Consider the following 19,690-nt stretch of genomic DNA (forward strand, 5'->3'; position numbering starts at 1 on the left):
CCATAAAAAGAATTTGTGGTAAAGGCTGATTCGTTAATTTTGAATTTTCTTGATACGGAGAAAGCGGATCGTTATATTTAGAAGTGATAAAATACCGAATATCAAGGGAGGTCTAACCTTAGCGAAAATAATCCCCAAATATATTATTAGTGTTCCAGTCTCTGTAACCAACGAGAAAAGGTGCAAAGCAATCCATTTGAACAAATGGTGAAAACGGACGAAGAGCTGCGTTCAATCTTTGCTGAACCAGGTGAACTTGTTATACGGAAAGTCATTTCTGGAGTGCACAAGCACTGCCGAGAATTTATTTCTCGTTCGCCATTTTTAGTCATCTCAACCTCGGATGATTCAGGCTTTTGCACCATTTCTCCGCGGGGTGACAGTCCAGGGTGTGTCATGGTGCTGGATGAACGTTTGCAGGATAGTTATACAAACCGCCTTTATTAATAGGCATTATTAATATTGGTATAGATTAATTTTGGTACGATGTTGATTGGAGCGAAAGGCGTGAGGCTCCAGTTTAGAAAAGCGAGTCAAAGGGAGATCCCACAGGCGCATTATGAGCCGAGGAGGCCCCGGACCGCCCGCGGAAAGCGAACGCCTGAAACGGAAATCAACAGACAATATTTACAGAGTCTGTTAATAAGATAATACATAAGCATCGCTCTTTAGCATTTTGAAAGGAGTTGGAGAATTGTTATGTTAATCGGTTCTATGCAGGAAATCACCCGCCATCCAGTAAAATCTTTTACTGGAGAAAGCGTAGGCAGAACAAAGGTAATGGATTACGGACTATATGGTGATCGAAGCCATGCCTTGATGGATGAAACGAGACCAGGCGAGTTTTTAACCATTACACAGTTTTCGGGATTGGCACAATATAAAGCGAAGTTTATTGGGGAAGAATCGTTGCTGCAATATCCGCAAATTGAAATCATAACGCCAAACAATCGAATCTTTAACTGGGGAGATCAAGCATTAGTCGATGAAATCGAAAACCTAACCAAAAGGAGGATATCCCTAGTTGAATACAAGCCTGCTCATGTTCCTTTTGGGGCTATTGAAGAGGAAAATCTATTGCTTGTTACAGATGCTTCGCTGCAGCGTTTAAAAGAAATATGGGGTAAAGAGGTTGATCCAAGGAGATTTCGTCCCAACCTTCTTATTGAACTAAACGATAAGATCCCGTTTGTTGAAGAAACATGGTTTGGGAAAAAGCTGAAAATAGGCAAAGAGGTAGAAATTCAGTTGAACCGTTATTGTGAACGCTGCATGATTATTACGGTAAATCCTGAAGATGCAAAGCGAGACCCGTCGTTGTTAAAAACAATTGGAAAAGAAAGAAGCAATCACTTCGGGGTTTACGCTTCTGTCATAAAAACAGGTGAAATTCAGGTGGGAGACGAAATCTATCTTCTTGATTGATCGTTTGACTTGAAATTTATGAAAAGATAAGGATTTTTGATCGCAAGGGAGCAGAAGGACGATGGTCTTTTAAAGTAAATGAATTGATACGCTCGAAATATTTTCAAAAAAACACGCTTAAACGCGTTTTTTTTGGTTTTTTTACGATGGATTTGGGTAAGGATAATTGATATACATATAAGGAAATGGAATAAAATGTATCTATGTTATTGTCTTTATTATCAATACTTTTTATTGGCTGTTATTTTTACGATAAATAGGGGGAGTAACCAGTGAATTCGTATGAGGTTCTAGGGAACTACATTATAACCAATAGCTATGAGTTATCCAGACAAATGAATGAGAAGATTGATAAGGAATTTATTGATTCGATTATCTCTCCAGATGAGCTGAAAGAATTAAATCAGTGGAGAGCACAGTTTATAAGCTTGGTGGGTGAAGCGATAAAGGAAAATAGTAAAGATGCTGTTTGGACAAGAGTTACGGAATGGGCAAAGTTAACAGGTGAATCAGCAGTCCAGAGAGAGGTTTCGTTAGATGAGGCATTAACTACGCTGACGTCCTATCGAACGGTTACATGGAGAGCGATTCTAGAGCAGCTGAAAGACGTCCATGTGGCGAATGAAGACTTGATTCAAATGGGCTTTGTTATTGATCCGGTGATTGACCATGCAGGCTATGTGTTCAGTACCTCATATGTGGACAACCACCGTAGAACAATTGATAGAGCCCAACAAGCTGTTCTAGAGTATTCAGTCCCTGTTGTAGGGCTTTCAGAAAAAGTGGCGATTTTGCCATTAGTAGGAGATCTTGATACACATCGTGCCAAAGTATTAAAGGAAAGTTCTTTATTTAGATGCAGAGACTTAAGGAACTCCGTACTCATTCTGGATTTATCCGGTGTTCCAATTGTTGATACAGTGGTCGCAAATGAAATTTTTCAAGTAATAAAAGCGTTAAGACTAATAGGCGTTGACACGGTGCTAACGGGACTGCGTCCAGAAATTGCTCAATCTGTTGTGGAAATGGGTATTAGCTTTAATGGGATAACGATTAAAAAAAACTTGCAAAATGCCATCGAATACTTACAATCAACAGGAAATTTTTAGTGCATCATAGCTAGATTAGCTAACAAATAATCATTCATTCTATCTTTAATTCTCATACTGACAATAGTACAGAAGCATATGAATTCGTGAAGGAATTAGAAATTGACAATCGATCCGCTATGATTCACTTCGATGATTTTTCCTTTTTTACTATAAAGGATCCAGTTCATTTCTTTAGCTAAGAATAGTTATATAGAAAATCTGTTTACATATTAAGAGGATTTATCTCACATAGAAAGAATCGATTTGAGAAATTTTTCAAATTCGATTCTTTTTTATTTTTGAAAACCAAAATGAGCTGTATTTTTTTTCAACTTACTTTGTGTAGGATTTCTAAAAAATTCATCCTTTTTTTCAAACATGGGCTTCCGTCTATGCTAAATGGCTACTCTAACATAGTCTAGACTGTAACCTAAATGAAGGAGAGATGACATGGAAGATATAAGACAATACGGTGGATACGCAGGGTACGGAGGCTATCCGGGCTATGGTGGCTATGGCGGGTACGGAGGTCACGGCGGTTATGGAGGCTATGGAGGTCACGGTGGTTATGGAGGCTATCCGGGCTATGGCGGTTATGAAGGATACGGAGGTCACGGAGGTCACGGAGGTCACCCAGGCTACGGCGGCTACGGTCACCAAATGGGTTACCCAGGTTACAGCGGCTACGGTCAACAAGCGGGTTATCCAGGCTACGGCGGCTACGGTCACCAAATGGGCTACCCAGGTTACGGCGGTTACGGGCAGCAAGCAGGATATCCAGGCTATGGAGGCATGGGCGGATTCGGGGGTATGAGGGAAGAGTAATGGTCTAATCAACTTGTCAGCTCTTTAGAATAAGAAATTAATAAAGTAACAGAAGGGATACGGAATAGCATCCGTATGTTTTAATGAATGATTGTTTTATGAACATCTAATAAACCTGCCTATGAATAATGTGAAAAGGCAGGTTCCTTTGTATGATAACATGCGAATGACATAGTTTAAAATATTCATTTAATACATATATAATGATATTAACCAATGGTTAGTAACTGCTGGTCAATCAGTTCTGTAAGCAGGTGGGACACCAATGATGAAAGAAAAACAGACACGAGAAAAAATTTTATCCGCTGCAAAAGAGCTGTTCTCAAAAAAAGGATTTGAGCATGTAACGGTAAGGGAGATTGCGAGAGCAGCAAATTGTTCCCATACAAGCATCTATGTGTATTTCACTGACAAGCGCCAGCTCCTAGAAGAACTGGCCAGCGGCCCTTTAAATACGCTAATGGATACTATGAATTCAATCCTTCAAGAAGAAGCCCTTACTGATGAAGAAAAGCTCGTCCGCATTTCGCAAACCTTTGTTCACTTTGGGTTGATTCACCGCAATTTATATGAAGCATATATGGCTTATGAAGGAACGAGAGTAGATCTGGATACAACAGCCTGGGAATTAAATAAAACCAGACTGCAATTATTTGAATTTCTTATGAAAGTTGTTTCTGACGTTTTTAACACATGGAATGAAAAAGAAATTCTTGCTTTTAGCCGGATGATTTATTACCAATTACATGGAATTATTATGACTTATAAGGATTCAGAGGAAGGCATTCTGCAAATAGAAAGAAGAGTCTTGCCGATTGTGAAGCAGTCTATCCAGTATCTAGTGAAAGGAGCAAGATAGGATGAAAATCATTCGCGTTTCTGAACATATTTTTAAAATAGAGGCATGGTTCCTTGTGAAAATGAGTGCATGGATTATAAAAGAGGATCAGCATGTCTACATCATCGATACAGGGGTAGCTTTTATGGGAGAGCGCATCGTAAAAGAAGCACAAAAAATGGGTGAGATCAAAGAAATACTTTTAACACATGGACATTCAGATCACGTTGGTGGACTGAAGAAAATTTTGAACAATCATTCTGTTCCAGTTTTTGCACATAAACAGGAGATCCCGTACATGGAAGGCGAACAGCCATACCCTGGGAGGAAAAAGGAAGAAGTGTTAGTGGCACCAGGCATCGCAAAGCCGCTAATGGAATCAGACAGCGGAGAGCTAGAGCCGATCGGTGACCTCGTACCAATTCATACGCCTGGCCACACACCCGGACACGTCTCTTATTACCATAAAAAAGATCAGGTCCTGATCGCAGGCGATTTATTTACGTCCAAGAAGCGCATTCTTCAAAAGCCTATGGCCATGTTTACGTCAGACATGAAGCAAGCGGTTCAAAGTGCGTATTGCGTAAAGGAGCTGAAGCCTAAAATCATCAGTATTTGTCATGGAAATGATGTAGCAAATCCTAAGAAGCAAATTGATGCTTATCTTAAGAGGAAGGGATAGGTTTTTTGAAGCGAAAATGTGTATGCAGACTTCACGGCCTGTAAATTGTCACTGACGGCCTGTAAATATTAGAGCACGGCCTGTAAATTCTGCTGACGGCTCGTAAATTCTAAAGCACGGCCAGAAACGGGCTGCTGTGACCTTAATTAGGGGGGAATCATCGTCTTTATAGCACTAAATATTGAGGTTGGTTGCATAGATGAGCCAACTTTCGCATAGATAATGATGGATTTAATTTAAGACTGTATGGTGAAAGGAGAAAATTTGACTGCATCAAAAATACATAGTGTCTAAACCGTCTGAGCTAAGCAGGACCAAAGGTAACATCAAATAAGCAGTGAAAAACACACCTTCTAAAGATTACTTTTTAGGAGGTGTGTTTTTTGATCTGGATAAAACGAATATACGTTATTTCTGAAACTGAAAGCCCGCTTACCCCATAAATTAGATAGGGTGAGAGAAATCGTACAATTTGAAAATGCCTATCTTAATAATACTGGCAATACTGATAGTGGAAAAGGAAAGGATAAACATGTAAAAAATCATCTAGAGGTTGCAAATCTGTTAATTGCAGGGGCGGAAAGAAGTGCAAAAGAACTTCGTATCGCCGAGGTAATCACAATCGTTGATGACGGTGGGAATCTGGTCGTTTTTGAACGAATGGATGATGACCGGATTGACAGTATTGATATTTCATATAACAAGGCGTGTACGGCTGTTGTTTTAGGATGCCGACTTCATCGCTTGCTCAGCTCGCTGTTCCTAGAGGGAAATTGTACGGGATTAATACAACCAATCAAGGGCGTATCGTGATATTCGGCGGTGGGATTCCTTGGCTGCAGGACGGTAGGATCGTGGGTGCGGTTGGTGTTAGCGGAAGCGGTGTAGCGATTGATGTAGAGGTGGCAAAAGTAGCGGTTCAAGTGTTTTCGTCCATGCATCAAAGGCAAGCTTCTCCTCGTGCTCTGTATTATCCTTATAACAGTTGAAAGAATTGTCCTAGAAATGCTGTGTTTTTTTGTTGCTTAAGTTTTTCTGATTAGAAACGAATGGAAGTATTTAATTTAATGATCAATCATTTAACTGACATAAATCCGCGTTTTTTAGTACATATAGAATAATAACATACGATGAGGTTTTCGTTATGCAGGATCGTACACTTGAGGCCATTGACGAACACCCACATTCTTCGATTCCCCCTCCTCCTTTAGGTAGATCCGCTCCGTCCAAGGGGTGAAGTACCTCGAATGAAAAACGTTTCAAGCAGTCTGACTATCGACCGAAATATAAGTTGTCTACAAATAAAAAGAAACCATTCTTAGTAAAGAATGGTTTCTTTTTATGTTATATTATATAACATAAATTTAGAGTATTTGACAATAACTCATAAATTCTTTGTAAGATCTGCTAATGATTTTTGTTTATTAGGTCATATATGATAGAAAACATAACATTATAATGAGAATCACTGAGGAGGAAAAATATGGTTTCATCTAAAACTGTTACCCAAAAAGAAAAGTTTAGTTCACAAACGGAACCCGCAGAACAAAAACAAAGAATGCCTCATGTTTATGTTATTTTATTTATCTTTATCGTGATTGCATCTTTATTAACTTACATTGTTCCAGCTGGTGTGTATGAACGGGTGCCAGGTCCAGAGGGAAGGACTACTATTGATCCGTCTTCGTATCAAATCGTTGAGTCAAGTCCAATTGGTTTGACTGATTTTATGTTAGCAATACCAAAAGGATTAGCTGGGGCAGCGGAAGTTGTTTTTTTACACTGATTATCGGTGGCATGTTTATGGTGCTTAGAAAAACAGGCATTATTGAATGGGGTGTAGACGCTCTTACAAGACGTTTTTCATCTAAAAGTATGGCCGTGATTCCAGTGTTAATGGTGGTATTTGCTGTTATCTGTAGTTTAATTGGGACGCAGGAATTAAGTTTGGTATACGTACCGGTGATTTTGCCTTTAATGATTGCACTAGGTTTTGATTCCGTTACAGCTGTTGGGATTGCATTGATAGCCACTACTTCAGGATTTATGACAGGAGTGCTGAATCCGATTAACACAGGACTAGGACAAAAATTAGCGGAAATACCAGTTTATTCTGGTCTTGGATTGCGTGCAGCAGCATTTTTCATAATGGTGACTGCCGGTATTTTGTATGTAAGCAGATACGCGATGCGTGTCCGCCAAAACCCTGAATTGAGTCTTGTCTACAATGAAGATAAAGAAAAAAGATCTCGTTACAAAAAAGCTGAGAATGCCCCTGCTTATCTTGCTACAAAACGTCAAGTAACTGCGGCGGTTGCGACTGCTCTCTTCTTTGCAATTCTTATCTACGGGGTGCTCGGTCAGGGGTGGTTCATGCTTGAAATGTCCGGCCTTTTTATTCTAATGGGAATCGTAGTTGGTCTTATTGCTGGTTTAAAAACCAGTGAGATTTGTGAAGGGTTTAACGAGGGATTTCGTGATGTGCTAGTTGGAGCCGTAATTGTAGGAATTGCTAGAGCGGTAGCTGTCGTGATGGAGGATGGCCAAATTATGGACACGATTGTTTATGGTCTCGGCATTCTGGTTGGCAACTTTCCTCCAGTGTTCAGTGCAGTTGGCATGTTTTTTGTTCAGCTCCTTTTTAACTTTGTAGTCCCATCAGGAAGCGGACAAGCACTCGTGACAATGCCAATCATGGCACCGCTAGCTGATATACTTAATATGACTCGCCAAACAGCTGTTCTTGCTTTTCAATTAGGTGATGGACTAGGGAATATTTTATTTCCAACATCAGGCTATTTTATGGCGGCATTAGCACTCGCGGGTGTTTCCTGGGGGAAATGGGTGAAGTTTTACTTTCCGTTGTTTGGTATTTGGGTCGCTATTTCGATTGGTTTGCTTGTATTCGCGCAACTAACAGGGTGGTCATAAAACAGGAAAATTTTTAAATGGGAGTTTGATTGAAAAACAGGGTATTTAGCTAAAAAATTATATTAAAATATTGGAATTAAATTTCCGGAAATGCCTAAGTACTTCAACTGCAAAAAATTCTTACGTTTACCATAATTCTTTTTGTTTTAATTGGAGGCAGCAAGGCTCTATTAAGCTAACTATATTTAGAAGTTGTTTTTCATCTTAAGTAAAGATGCCTGCTTTACCTCTTCATAGTAAGACTACACCAATGAAAAACAGCTTTCTTATAGACAGATAGGGGCTGTTTTTCATTGGTGTAATATAAAGACAGACAAATGTCGAAAGAAGTTCTCTTATAATTTGTTGTTTTTCGGCTACCTGTTTTCAAGCAAAACCTTAATTCGAAAAGCAAGACGGAGACAGAGAGTCTGCTCTGGATCTTTTAAACTGCGGCCGAGTAATTCTTCACATTTTTCGAGACGGTAAATGACCGTATTCCGGTGAATAAACAGCCGCTTGGCGGTTTCGGAGAGCTGACAATGGGACTCTAAATAAACAGATAACGTCTGCATCAATAGATCATAATCTTTTTTTGGCTCATTCACGAGTCCTTGAAAGGTATTTTGATAGAATTGTTCCATTTGTTCATATGGAATCATCCGCAAAATCTCAGAGACTTCCTTCGGCTGATACGACTCAATGAATTCATTTTTTCCAAGCATGGCTCCATAAGAAAGAGCATTAACAGCTTCCTTATAGGATTCGGGTAGCCGCACCAGTTGTTCTGCATATGTATTGATGCCAAAAGAAATCGTTTTTTGAAGCATCGTTTCAACAGCAGATTGAATGGCTTTTAAAAAGGATAAAAAGCTGTATTCATTATCCTGCCAGTTTTCTTTGGTTTCCATCAAAATAATAAATTTATCTTCTGAAACAAACAGCTGCATCTTTTCTTCTGCTCTTTGTATTTCTTCCTCGATTGTATCGTAAATAAGCTCTGACTCCCATTGGTGCTCGGCAAGGGAAAAACTTTTATCTGGTTGGTCTATACGCCCCGCAGCACAGAAAAATCGGTTTTCGTTTGATAGGCTGAACTCTTTTGCCCGGTTGAGTATTTCTTCAGACGAGGAAAAAGCATTATTCATAAAGTTTGTAAAAAATTCATTTCGGAGCCGCTGTGTTTTTTGTTTAAGGGCGTTTTCTTTCATTAATTCGAATGCAATAACGTTGGCAGCCTGTTCTATAGTTAAAACGGCCGAGCGGTCTGTCTGCGGGATAAACCGGTGAACAGCTAAATAGCTCGGTTGCTTCTTATGTGTGGAAATTGGAAATAGCGTAAAAGTTTTCTGAGTGCCATTGTCATGAAGCGAAAAAGACGTAAAACTGATTTTTGGTAGAAAAGCACCTATGCCGGCAAACAAAGAATAAACCGGGTCTTCTAAACTGCCAGTACTGATAAAAGGACGCAGTTGATGATTTAACAAGGTCATGGGGCTACCGATTAAGCCGGACAGACTTTGAAGAATTTTATCAAGCCCTTTTCCCTTAATACTAAGTTGGGTAAATTGCTGGTGTGCTTTCATTGCTTGATGCAATTCCGTAGTCCGTGTATCCAAAATACAGCTGAGGGATTGATGAACAATATCTCCAAGGGATGTCTCGTTGGGTATATCAATAATCGGTATATTGTAACGGTTTGCTAGATCAACGGCTTGGGGAGGAATAGTATTTAAAAAGCGCTTTGTTTTAATGCCAAGGCCGGCACAACCCTGTTTGTGCATTTTCTCCAACAGATCTATTAAAGACGAAGGATTATCTTTTAAATGAAAAGCAGTTGTGACCAGCAATTCATTTGGCTTAAGATAGGATATGATATCGGGGGCGTCCATCATGTTGACCGTATTCACTTCGTGGTCCAGTCCTTCTCGTCCACCGGCTACAACGGCACCGGAGAAGACGGGTAGGTTTAGCAAATCCTTCATAAACATTTTGTTCTCTCCTTAAATTTCGAATAATTCAATCTTTTAGTTATATTAAACAATAAAACGTGGTAACTTTCTACATTTTTGTGAGTGTTTTTCATGAATCCTTCTATTAAAATGAAAATAGAAATGAAAAAAGCAGGGGGATGGATATGGTTAAAACGGATCCACCTATTAGATTATTTACAGCGCAGGAAATGATTAAATGGCTATCTCATTTTGGTAGAACCGAAAGAGGAGGCGTCACCCGCCTTTTATATGATCAAAAATGGCAGGAAGCCCAACAGGCACTGCATAAAGAAATGAAAGCGACAGGGCTTAAATCTTATTTCGATGATGCAGGAAATCTTTATGGTCGTTTAGAAGGGCTTGAAAAAACAGACAGTGTAATTTTAACAGGGTCCCATATCGATACGGTTAAGGACGGCGGCAAATATGATGGTGCTTATGGCATCATTGCGGGGGTGCTGGCACTGAGGCAATTGTTTAAACAGTATGGCCGGCCGAAGCAAACGATCGAAGTCGTTTCTCTATGTGAAGAAGAAGGAAGCCGTTTCCCCTTAACCTACTGGGGTTCGGGAAGCATTACGGGACTGCGAAAAAAAGAGCATATAAAAGAAATGAAAGATTCGTCAGGCATTTCTTTTTCAGAAGCGATGAAAGAAGCGGGGTTTGGTCTTGGGCGCTTTCGTGAAGCTAGACGTGATGACATCGATTGTTTTATTGAACTTCACATTGAGCAGGGAGAAGTACTTGAGCGGGAAGATAAAGCGGTGGGTGTTATCAGCCGCATTGTCGGGCAGCGCCGCTATATCGTAACGATCACCGGAGAGAGTAACCATGCGGGTACAACGCCGATGCCATATCGAAAAGATGCAGTCCATACAGCCGCTGTGCTGATTCAAACCTTAATTGAACAGGCTAAAAAAACCAATCAGGAACTGGTAGCAACCGTCGGAAAAATGGAAGTTAAGCCTAATATACCAAATGTTATTGCCCGTGAGGTCGTGTTTTCGATTGATATCCGGCATGCGGAAGAATCATTGTTGGAATCATTTAGCAACGATATTTTCGAAACGTTTCGTCAAATTTGTCAGGAGCACCAGACAGGGATCCAAATCGAAAACTGGATGAGTGAAAAACCGGTTCTGATGTGCGAGAAACTGAGTGCGCTGTCAATGGGGATTTTAAAAAGGGAACAAGTTCCTTATAAAGTAATGGCAAGCGGGGCTGGCCATGATGCCCAGGTTTTTGGCCAGTATGTACCGACATCTTTATTGTTTGTGCCAAGCCACCAGGGGATCAGCCATTCACCAGTCGAATATACAAAAGCGGCAGATTTGGATAAGGGAGTCCAATTGTTAACAAAGACGTTATACGAGTTAGCTTACTAAGGAGGAGAATCCTGATGGCATACCGAGAATTAATTACACCTTTAAGAACAATTATGACACCGGGACCGGTTGAAGCAGATCCCCGGGTGCTTCGTGCTATGAGCACGCCGATATTAGGTCAGTTTGATCCGGCTTTTACTCACATCATGAATGAAACAATGGAAATGCTGCGCCAAGTATTCCAAACAAAAAATCATTGGTCATTTCCAATTGATGGAACGTCTCGTTCGGGCCTTGAAGCGGTTCTGACAAGTGTGCTGGCACCAGGAGATAGAGTATTGATCCCGATTTTCGGGAGATTTGGACACCTCCTTGCAGAAATAGCTGAACGCAACGGAGCTGAAATTCACATTATTGAAACAGAGTGGGGCCAGGTTTTTGATCAAGATGAAATCATTCAAGAGTTAAAGCGTGTTAAACCGAAAGTACTCGCCATTGTACATGGAGAAACTTCAACAGGATGCATGCAGCCTCTTAACAAGGTAGGAAAAGCTTGCCACGAATTGGGTATTCTCTCCATTGTGGATGCAGTAGCGACTATCGCCGGGACAGAGGTGGAAGTAGATGAGTGGCAGTTGGATGCTGTTATCGGTGGAACACAAAAGTGTTTTTCAGTTCCATCTGGGATGGCGCCTATTACATACAATGAACGGATAGAGAAAATTCTGGCGGCTCGTAAAAAAGTAGAAAGAGGCGTGCGGACTTTAGAAGATAACGCAGATGTATTGCAACCGATTCGAAGCAATTACTTTGACTTAAGCCAGCTTCAAGATTACTGGGGACCGCGCCGTCTAAATCATCATACAGAAGCAACCTCCATGCTTTACGCACTGCGAGAAGGAGCCCGCGTGATCCTTGAAGAAGGTCTTGAAGAACGCTTCGCCCGTCATCGGCTTCATGAAAAAGCAATTATGGAAGGAATCAAAGCAATGGGGCTGACTCTTTTTAACGATGTGCCATGGAAACGGCCGATGGTTACATGTGTTAATATTCCAGAAGGAATCGATGGAGAAGCGGTACGGTCGATGTTGCTTGAGCAATTTGGAATCGAAATTGCCAGTTCGTTCGGTCCTCTTCACGGGAAAATCTGGAGGATTGGGGCAATGGGATACAGCTGTCGAAAAGAAAATGTTTTTGCTGTGCTGGCAGGTCTTGAAGCCTCATTGATTCGAAATGGAGCAGCCGTTATTAGGGGAGAAGCGATACAGGCTGCCCTGGATGTATACGAGGCAGCGGGTGATGAACAATTACTGAGTTAACTGCAAGCTGAGCCGGCTCTTATCCATGAATTATTAAGTGGGGGACTGCCGGCTTTTTTATTCATGCATGGAAAAGAAGGTGTATATATGCGGGAATGGATAGAGATAAAACATTGGACAGCAGCGCTGCAATGGCTGTTTTTCCTTTTTACGAATACAGTCGTTATACCGATTACGATTGGAAGCGCTTTTGGACTGGAGCAAGGGAAAATTATCGCCCTCCTTCAGCTTTCTTTTATTTTTACAGGGCTCGCCTGTATTGTGCAAGCGCTGTTCGGTCATCGCCGATCAATTATGGAAGGACAGTCTGGTCTTTGGTGGGGCGTTATCTTAAGTATGTGCTATATCGCGCCTGCACAAGGAATGTCACTTTCGGTGCTAGGGGGCAGCATATCTGCCGGCATTGTTTTATCTGGATTCATCACAGTGCTAATAGGTGCCTCAGGCTTAAGTACCTTTATTTCCAAGTGGTTTAACGCGGGTGTGATGGCAGTATTTACGTTTTTGCTTGCTGTTCGGCTGAATACAATTTTTTTAAAAGGGATGCTTGGTATACCGTTTAGCACAGAAATCGTATCTCCGCAGATTGACGTTCCAATCTTTTTATTATCATGTGCCATTGTCCTGTTTGCGATTTTACTAAGTGTAAAAGGCCATGCGAAAATCAGCCAGTATTCTCTCCTCGTCAGCATCATTGCCGGCTGGGCTGTGTATGAGCTGTTTTTTTCAGCAGCAGGGGAAAGTGTCAGTATGGACGGACAGGCTGCAAGTGGCATGTTTCTTCTTGGGGATATTTCCTTTGATGCCGGTATTATCATAACAGCAGTTGTAGCTGGGATGCTGAATCTGTCAAATACTTTTGGTGCACTAAAAGGTACGGATTCCATATATCAGGGAAAAACGGAAAAACGGGAATACAGACGGTCTTTTACTATTTCAGGTGTGTTTACTATGATTTCTGGCCTGTTTGGCATGGTTCCTTATGCACCGTACGTGTCTTCTATTGGGTTTTTAAACCAAACGCGAATTATAGAAAGGCTACCTTTTATCTTAGGGAGCGCACTGTTTATGATAATGGGAGCCATTCCGGCAATTGGCCAATTGATGGCTAAAATGCCTTTAAGTGTCGGCAGTGCGGCATTGTTTGTTACGTATATGCGTCTGCTGCAGCCAGCACTCCATTATTTTGAACAAATTGAAATGACACAGGCAAATTTGTACCGGGTTGCTGTGCCATTGTTTATTGGCATTATCTTTCTTTTTCTGCCAACAGAATACTTTCTATCATTTCCATCTGTCATCCGCCCGCTCATTAGCAACGGCCTGCTGATCGGAATTTTTTTATCATTAGTGATTGAAAACAGCCGTTTTATGAAGCGGCGCATAAAAGAAACCAACGCTATAAATTGATGAAGGGGGATGCGGTTCAAAATGAATGATCAATGGAACGCGTTTGCTGACCAAGATGTAAAGCTTTCACCAACAGGGAAAGGGACATTGGACAGCCTGAGTTTTGCAGTAAAAGATGTATTTTCAATTAAAGGCTATACATGCGGTGCCGGTAATCCGGATTGGCTTCGGACACACGAGCCAGCGGAGGAAACAGCAGAGTCTATTCTGAAACTGCTCGAGAAAGGTGCGGCGCTTAAAGGCACCTTGCAGACGGATGAGCTGATGTACAGCTTGAACGGGGAAAACGCTCATTACGGTACGCCGGTCAATCCGAAAGCGCCGGACCGAATACCAGGCGGTTCTTCAAGCGGTTCTGCTTCTGCAGTAGCCGCCGGGCTCGTCGATTTTGCCCTTGGAACTGATACTGGCGGCTCGGTCCGCATTCCATCTTCATACTGCGGTTTGTACGGCATTCGACCGACACATGGCGCCGTTAATATAAGCGGCGTAATCCCGCTGGCAAAAAGTTTTGATACTGTTGGCTGGATGGCGCAGGATATGAACCTGATTGCTCAAGTGGGCGATGCTTTGCTCCCTGCTTCAACTAAAAAAGAGCCGTTTGAACGTATTTTCATTGATGGGGCTGCCTGGGCTCTGGCGGATACCGAAACAGGAGAAGTGCTTCGGAAGCTTTTGCCCGCTGCTCAAAAAAGGACAGCACATTTTGAGACGGTCAGGGTAGCAGAAGAAGGATTGGATCTTTGGACAGACGTGTTCCGAACCATTCAGGCGCTGGAAATTTGGGAAGAGCACGGTTCATGGATTGCGAAAGAAAAGCCTGTATTTGGACCAGGTATCGCCGAGCGGTTTCAAATGGCCGCCACGTTAACGAAAGCGAAATGTCAAACCCGATTTGATAAGCGGGAGCAAATTAAACAGCGTATGGTTGAACTTTTAAGGGAGGATGCTCTATTAATTATTCCAACTGCGCCAGGACCTGCACCATTCCTGAATTTACACGGTGAAGCAGCTGAACAGTACAGGGCTAAGACCATGCAGCTGACATGTATTGCTGGACTTGCCGGTCTTCCTCAGCTTACACTTCCGCTTGCTGAAGTCGGCGGGCTGGCGGTTGGATTATCAGTGATCGCAGGAAGGAACCAGGATAGACGGTTGATCGAATGGGCTTCTTCTTTTGTAAAAAGCTTTAGTCTGGAGGATTTAAAAAGATGAAACTTGCAACGATCTATCATGAAGATAGCGAAAAGGCGGTACTAATTAAGCAGGAAACAGCCTACCTCATGAATCATGTAAACAAAGCAACGGGAAAACAGTGGAGTGAAGATCTTCTTCTTCTCCTTCAAAAGGGAGAATTTCATGAGGTAAGAGATTGGTATGAAAAAGAAGGTAAAAACCAGCTTTATCCCGAAAATGGTTTTTCAATGAATACGGTGTCATTTGCTCCTTTATTTCGTCATCCTGAAAAGGTATTTGGGGTAGGCATGAACTATTTGGAAAAAGCGTTGGAATTATCGGGAAAGCCTCCGGAAGAAGAGCCTGTCATTTTTATGAAGCCGAACTCCAGTATTATTGGTACGGGTGAAACGATCCAAATCCCGTCGCAGTCACCGAATGTGGCCGGGGAAGCAGAGCTGGCCATTATTATCGGTAAAACATGCGAAAATGTGAAAGAATCTGATTTCTGGGATGTAATTGCAGGCTTTACCACGAGCCTAGACATGACAGCAAGAGATATTCAAAATCTAAACCCCCGATTTCTACAGAGGGCAAAAAGTTTTAATACATTTTGCAGCTTTGGTCCCTGCTTAATTACGGCAGATGAATTACCTGAACTTTCTTCTCTCAAAATCGAAACCATTTTAAATGGCTCCGTCTGTCATGAAAATGTCATAGCCAATATGATGTATCAGCCGGCATTTATCGTATCATTTTTCTCTCAGATCATGACACTTCAGCCCGGTGATGTGATTTTAACAGGGACACCTGGGTCAGTATTAATTCAAGAAGGTGACGTACTTGAATGTAGGATCACGGGATTCCCAAGTTTAACAAATCCGGTAAAAAGTCATGTGCATAAATAAAATGTTTAGCTGTTTCATAGACTGAGTTCTTCCTGGTTTATGAAACGGCTTTTCTAATTTGAGTTCTTTGGATAGTATGTACGACCATTCAGAAAAAAACAGATTCTCTAATGAATTAAAAATTCGGATATTGTAAAATCAAACCAAGTCTTTCTTGTTATAAAATGTAACATGGAATAAGAGGAATAGTAGCTGTTATGAAAGACGGTTAAGGTAGGACTTTAAAGTTTTATAGGCAGGGACAAAGAAAATACATAAATAAAGATGAAGAGTATTAGAAAGGGGAATGATCATATGAAGGAGTTTGATACTATTATCCATAATAGAACAGTTGTATTTTCAGATGGAGTGAAAAAAACAAATATTGCTATAAAAAAGACGGGAAAATCACAGCGATAAGCGCTGATTTTTTAAGTGAAGCTAAACACGTTGTGGATGCAGAAGGTCAGTATGTACTCCCTGGTATGATTGATGGTCCATGTTCATTTTAGCGATCGGGGCCGTGAGTACTGGGAAGGGTTCGATACAGGCTCTCAAATGATGGCGGTGGGAGGCTGTACCACCTTTTTCGATATGCCGCTAAATGGGATTTTCTCTACGATTGATAAAGGCGCTCTCATTGAAAAAGCTGAAAAGGGAACCGAGACTCTTGGACTGATTTTGCTCTTTGGGGAGGGCTTGTGCCAGGGAATGAGCCGAATTTGCTTGAGCTGGCTGAAGAAGGGGTTATTGGGTTTAAAGCTTTCCTTTATACAACGGGCAACAAGGAATTTGAAAATGTAGATGACATGACGCTTCTTAAAGGAATGAAGGCCATTGCAAGGCTCGGCAAAGTGCTCGCTCTTCACTCTGAAAGCGGGCCGATTACCGACTGGTTAAAAGAAGAAAAAGAAAAGGACGGGAAGGTTTCAGCGGATGATTATTTGGATACAAGACCGATTGCGGCTGAAGCAGAAGCGGTGCAGCGTGCCTTGTTTTACGCAGAAGTAAGACAATATTAAAATAACACTGTTATTTTAATAGACACGATGAAAATGGATAATTACATGTAATATGTATAGCAATTTTCATCGAACGTTACCACTGATCAAACGTTTGTTTAAACGCTCTGTATCCTAAAGTGTCTGTATTTAAGCAAGGGTAAACCGACCGATTAATAAAAAGAAAAAGGTATGGTGAAAAATGAATTCACCGAGGATTGACGTAATACGTCAGGAAGTAAAGAAATACCATGACCATTGTTATGATCACTACAAGCTTTTTGAACAAGGCTCCTGGCTGTATAAGCCAGTTCAATCCGTTATGGAATTACTGAATTACTTTGATGAACAAGATAAGGTGACTGTTCTTGATCTAGGCGCTGGAGTTGGACGAAACAGCATTCCAATTGCGCAAAAATTAAAAGGAAGAAATGGTCAGGTAGTGTGCGTTGATTTGCTTGATACAGCTATTGATAAATTGAAAGCGTATGGTGACGAATATGAGGTAGCTGAGTTTATTTTCCCTGTAAAAGAGGACATTGGGACATTTTCAATTCAAGAAAATGAATACGACTATATTGTGGCCGTTTCAAGCCTTGAGCATGTTGAATCGGAAGAGGTATTTGAGCGGGTTTTAGTGACTATGGAGAAAGGAACGAAGTCAGGCGGGATCAATTGTCTCATCGTCAATTCTGAGGTGGAAGAAATGGATATGGAAACTGGGTCAAAACTGGATGCGCTGATGGAAGTGAATATCTCGACTGAGCAAATGCATGAAAAGCTTAGAGCAATGTATAAGGGCTGGAATGAATTGCTCGTCATTACGAAACCTTTGGAGTATCAAATAGAAAGAAATGGCAAGCAAATTTTATTAAAGACAAACGCAATTACATATGCTGTTCAGAAGGGATTTTAAATGAGTATTGACATACCTTGCTATTATCACATACGATAGATTTAACAAAAAACGGAAGGGTGACCCAAGTACATGAAGCTATAATCCTATTTCTAGAAAAGTATTCGTTCATTAAAGCGTGGGGATGGTCAAACGGGATTAGTCTGTATTTTTTATGATCCTGTTTTAGACATCGGCGCTTCAAGACGATCTTTTTCTGAGTAGGATTAGTGTGTGTGCTGAGTTACGTAAAAGGGATCAGTCTCTTTTGCTTATTCACCCATGGCCTCCTATTCAGAAAGTGGATAGGGGGCTTTTTATGTCCCCATCAAATCTGAGAATGGGGATGAGTGTATGATGATATTGGAAGTCAACAAAATAGAGAAAATAGTAAAAGAACGCAAGCTTTTTGAAGTAGAGCAGCTGCGTATTCACAGCCGTGATCGCATTGGACTTGTAGGACGCAATGGAAGCGGAAAAACGACGCTGCTCAATCTTCTTGCGGGAAAAATAAAAGCAGAAAAAGGAACAGTCGAGACTTCAGCTAACAGGTATTTGCTGCCTCAGCTTAAAGAAATCAACACAGTAAAAAGCGGAGGAGAGGTGACACAGCAGTATATTAACCAGGCGCTTGCGAGCAAAGCGGATATTTTATTTGCTGACGAGCCTACTACGAATCTGGATATGGAGCATGTGGAAAAGCTGGAGGTTCAGCTAACGAAATACCAAGGGGCGATCGTGATTGTGTCACATGACCGAAGCTTTCTCGATCAGCTTTGCACGAAAATGTGGGAGATCGAGGACGGAAAGCTCACAGAATATAAGGGAAATTACACACGATACCTTGAGCAAAAACAATTGATAAGACAGCAGCATGAAGAAAAATATGAGCAGTATGTAAAAAAGAAGGAGCAATTGGAACGAGCGAAGGAAAGCAAGGAGCAAAAAGCACAGAAAATGGTGAAAGCGCCTAAGAATATTAGCGCTTCAGAATACCGTCAGGCAACAGCTCCCTTTTACGCTGGAAAACAAAAGAAAATGCATCAAGGTGTGAAAGCGATCGAAACGAGGATTAATAAGCTTGAGCATATTGAAAAGCCGAAGGACCATCCAGCGATTAAAATGGACCTCCCGAATGAAAAGGAGATTAAAGGGAGAAACGTTCTGCGTGTAAATGAGCTATCCATGAAAATCAGCGGTCGAGTGCTGTGGGAGAAGGCGAAGTTTTTGATTAAAAGCGGGGAGAAGGCTGCCATTATCGGTAAAAACGGTGCGGGAAAAACGACATTGCTTAAACAGCTGCTAGCAAGACCAGATGAGGTTCTCGTATCAAGTGCTGCAAAAATCGGTTACTTTAGTCAAAACCTTGATATTTTAGATGTTAAAAAATCGATTCTTGAGAACGTAAAAGCATCTGCGATTTATCCGGAGGACCTGATTCGAACGGTGCTTGCACGCTTGCATTTTTATAGGGAGGATGTTTTTAAAAAGCTCGAGGTATTAAGCGGGGGAGAGCGGGTGAAAGTCGCTATTGCCAAAGTGTTTTTAAGTGATATAAATGTGCTTGTGATGGATGAGCCGACTAATTTTCTTGATATTGAGGCAGTGGAGGCGCTGGAGAGTTTGCTGACCCAGTATAAGGGCACCGTTATTTTTGTCTCGCATGATCGCCGATTTATTGAAAATGTCAGTACAAAAGTAATTGAAATCAAGGATCAGATGGTGAGGGTGTATGAAGGGGATTATCGTTCGTTTAAAGAATATAAAGAGAAGCCTGCAAGGGATGAATCAGCAGATGAAAAGCTTATGCTCGAAACAAAGCTTACAGAAGTCATCAGCAGGCTTAGTATCGAACCAACTGAGGAATTAGAAAAGGAATTTCAGGATTTGTTGAAGCTGAAAAAATAGATTG

At 41.3% G+C, this 19,690-nt stretch carries 17 protein-coding genes and 1 pseudogene; 17 read left to right on the forward strand and 1 reads right to left on the reverse strand.

The genetic code is table 11. The features are described from left to right. Nucleotides 1-180 precede the first annotated feature (180 nt). From KP78_RS01530 to KP78_RS01565, 9 genes and pseudogenes are all read left to right on the forward strand, one after another. Nucleotides 181-447: a PNPOx family protein gene (locus KP78_RS01530; protein WP_052474448.1), complete on the forward strand. Its 267-nt coding sequence runs from the start codon at nt 181-183 to the stop codon at nt 445-447. Between the two features lie 252 nt (nt 448-699). Further along, nucleotides 700-1,425 carry an MOSC domain-containing protein gene (locus tag KP78_RS01535; protein WP_041085692.1) on the forward strand — a complete coding sequence of 242 codons (726 nt, stop codon included), beginning with the start codon at nt 700-702 and terminating at the stop codon, nt 1,423-1,425. 272 nt (nt 1,426-1,697) lie between these two features. After that, nucleotides 1,698-2,534, forward strand: a complete 837-nt coding sequence (locus tag KP78_RS01540) for an STAS domain-containing protein (RefSeq protein ID WP_041085694.1) — start codon at nt 1,698-1,700, stop codon at nt 2,532-2,534. Between the two features lie 432 nt (nt 2,535-2,966). Then, a complete protein-coding gene (locus KP78_RS20365) occupies nt 2,967-3,341 on the forward strand; it encodes a hypothetical protein (RefSeq protein ID WP_052474450.1) in 375 nt (124 codons plus the stop codon). A 265-nt stretch (nt 3,342-3,606) separates the two neighbouring features. Then, the gene (locus KP78_RS01550; RefSeq protein WP_041085695.1) at nt 3,607-4,200 is read left to right on the forward strand and encodes a TetR/AcrR family transcriptional regulator; all 594 of its coding nucleotides are present in this window, start codon (nt 3,607-3,609) and stop codon (nt 4,198-4,200) included. 1 nt (nt 4,201) lies between these two features. After that, nucleotides 4,202-4,861, forward strand: a complete 660-nt coding sequence (locus KP78_RS01555) for an MBL fold metallo-hydrolase (RefSeq protein ID WP_041085697.1) — start codon at nt 4,202-4,204, stop codon at nt 4,859-4,861. Between the two features lie 453 nt (nt 4,862-5,314). Continuing rightward, nucleotides 5,315-5,850 (forward strand): annotated as a pseudogene (locus KP78_RS01560) (GlcG/HbpS family heme-binding protein). Between the two features lie 494 nt (nt 5,851-6,344). Beyond that, nucleotides 6,345-6,647: a hypothetical protein gene (locus tag KP78_RS21030; protein WP_327063145.1), complete on the forward strand. Its 303-nt coding sequence runs from the start codon at nt 6,345-6,347 to the stop codon at nt 6,645-6,647. A 17-nt stretch (nt 6,648-6,664) separates the two neighbouring features. Further along, entirely contained in the window at nt 6,665-7,792 is a 1,128-nt protein-coding gene (locus tag KP78_RS01565; RefSeq protein WP_327063146.1) for a YfcC family protein, read from the forward strand. Between the two features lie 356 nt (nt 7,793-8,148). On the opposite strand, the gene KP78_RS01570 is transcribed toward KP78_RS01565, so the two are convergent. Then, the gene (locus KP78_RS01570; protein ID WP_041085699.1) at nt 8,149-9,762 is read right to left on the reverse strand and encodes a PucR family transcriptional regulator; all 1,614 of its coding nucleotides are present in this window, start codon (nt 9,760-9,762) and stop codon (nt 8,149-8,151) included. 146 nt (nt 9,763-9,908) lie between these two features. Between KP78_RS01570 and allC the strand changes: the two genes are divergently transcribed. The 8 genes from allC to KP78_RS01610 all read left to right on the forward strand — a co-directional run bounded on the left by allC (nt 9,909) and on the right by KP78_RS01610 (nt 19,686). Continuing rightward, nucleotides 9,909-11,150, forward strand: a complete 1,242-nt coding sequence (gene allC / locus KP78_RS01575) for an allantoate deiminase (protein WP_052474451.1) — start codon at nt 9,909-9,911, stop codon at nt 11,148-11,150. A gap of 14 nt (nt 11,151-11,164) precedes the next feature. Beyond that, nucleotides 11,165-12,409 carry a pyridoxal-phosphate-dependent aminotransferase family protein gene (locus tag KP78_RS01580; protein WP_041085701.1) on the forward strand — a complete coding sequence of 415 codons (1,245 nt, stop codon included), beginning with the start codon at nt 11,165-11,167 and terminating at the stop codon, nt 12,407-12,409. An 87-nt stretch (nt 12,410-12,496) separates the two neighbouring features. Further along, nucleotides 12,497-13,819 carry a uracil/xanthine transporter gene (locus tag KP78_RS01585; protein ID WP_041086089.1) on the forward strand — a complete coding sequence of 441 codons (1,323 nt, stop codon included), beginning with the start codon at nt 12,497-12,499 and terminating at the stop codon, nt 13,817-13,819. A gap of 21 nt (nt 13,820-13,840) precedes the next feature. Beyond that, nucleotides 13,841-15,034, forward strand: a complete 1,194-nt coding sequence (locus KP78_RS01590) for an amidase (protein ID WP_041085703.1) — start codon at nt 13,841-13,843, stop codon at nt 15,032-15,034. Continuing rightward, nucleotides 15,031-15,903 carry a fumarylacetoacetate hydrolase family protein gene (locus KP78_RS01595; RefSeq protein ID WP_041085705.1) on the forward strand — a complete coding sequence of 291 codons (873 nt, stop codon included), beginning with the start codon at nt 15,031-15,033 and terminating at the stop codon, nt 15,901-15,903. The genes KP78_RS01590 and KP78_RS01595 overlap by 4 nt, the downstream gene beginning before the upstream one ends. A 680-nt stretch (nt 15,904-16,583) precedes the next feature. Then, on the forward strand, nt 16,584-16,904 hold the full coding sequence (locus tag KP78_RS18410; protein WP_052474453.1) for an amidohydrolase family protein: 321 nt from the start codon (nt 16,584-16,586) through the stop codon (nt 16,902-16,904). Between the two features lie 181 nt (nt 16,905-17,085). After that, entirely contained in the window at nt 17,086-17,799 is a 714-nt protein-coding gene (locus KP78_RS01605) for a class I SAM-dependent methyltransferase (protein WP_041085707.1), read from the forward strand. Between the two features lie 333 nt (nt 17,800-18,132). Continuing rightward, on the forward strand, nt 18,133-19,686 hold the full coding sequence (locus KP78_RS01610) for a Vga family ABC-F type ribosomal protection protein (protein WP_041085708.1): 1,554 nt from the start codon (nt 18,133-18,135) through the stop codon (nt 19,684-19,686). The last annotated feature ends 4 nt before the right edge of the window (nt 19,687-19,690 follow it).

Origin of the sequence: Jeotgalibacillus soli, assembly GCF_000829435.1 — a bacterium.
Classification (GTDB): domain Bacteria; phylum Bacillota; class Bacilli; order Bacillales; family Jeotgalibacillaceae; genus Jeotgalibacillus; species Jeotgalibacillus soli.

What these genes read in the sequence shown, in the direction of transcription:
- KP78_RS01605 (WP_041085707.1), top strand. Translation starts at nt 17,086, where the DNA reads ATGAATTCACCGAGGATTGACGTAATACGTCAGGAAGTAAAGAAATAC.
- KP78_RS01570 (WP_041085699.1), bottom strand. Translation starts at nt 9,762, where the DNA reads ATGTTTATGAAGGATTTGCTAAACCTACCCGTCTTCTCCGGTGCCGTT.
- KP78_RS01550 (WP_041085695.1), top strand. Translation starts at nt 3,607, where the DNA reads ATGATGAAAGAAAAACAGACACGAGAAAAAATTTTATCCGCTGCAAAA.
- KP78_RS01555 (WP_041085697.1), top strand. Translation starts at nt 4,202, where the DNA reads ATGAAAATCATTCGCGTTTCTGAACATATTTTTAAAATAGAGGCATGG.
- KP78_RS01610 (WP_041085708.1), top strand. Translation starts at nt 18,133, where the DNA reads ATGATGATATTGGAAGTCAACAAAATAGAGAAAATAGTAAAAGAACGC.
- KP78_RS01580 (WP_041085701.1), top strand. Translation starts at nt 11,165, where the DNA reads ATGGCATACCGAGAATTAATTACACCTTTAAGAACAATTATGACACCG.
- KP78_RS01535 (WP_041085692.1), top strand. Translation starts at nt 700, where the DNA reads ATGTTAATCGGTTCTATGCAGGAAATCACCCGCCATCCAGTAAAATCT.
- KP78_RS21030 (WP_327063145.1), top strand. Translation starts at nt 6,345, where the DNA reads ATGGTTTCATCTAAAACTGTTACCCAAAAAGAAAAGTTTAGTTCACAA.
- KP78_RS01565 (WP_327063146.1), top strand. Translation starts at nt 6,665, where the DNA reads ATGGTGCTTAGAAAAACAGGCATTATTGAATGGGGTGTAGACGCTCTT.
- KP78_RS01595 (WP_041085705.1), top strand. Translation starts at nt 15,031, where the DNA reads ATGAAACTTGCAACGATCTATCATGAAGATAGCGAAAAGGCGGTACTA.
- KP78_RS01590 (WP_041085703.1), top strand. Translation starts at nt 13,841, where the DNA reads ATGAATGATCAATGGAACGCGTTTGCTGACCAAGATGTAAAGCTTTCA.
- KP78_RS01585 (WP_041086089.1), top strand. Translation starts at nt 12,497, where the DNA reads ATGCGGGAATGGATAGAGATAAAACATTGGACAGCAGCGCTGCAATGG.
- allC (WP_052474451.1), top strand. Translation starts at nt 9,909, where the DNA reads ATGGTTAAAACGGATCCACCTATTAGATTATTTACAGCGCAGGAAATG.
- KP78_RS20365 (WP_052474450.1), top strand. Translation starts at nt 2,967, where the DNA reads ATGGAAGATATAAGACAATACGGTGGATACGCAGGGTACGGAGGCTAT.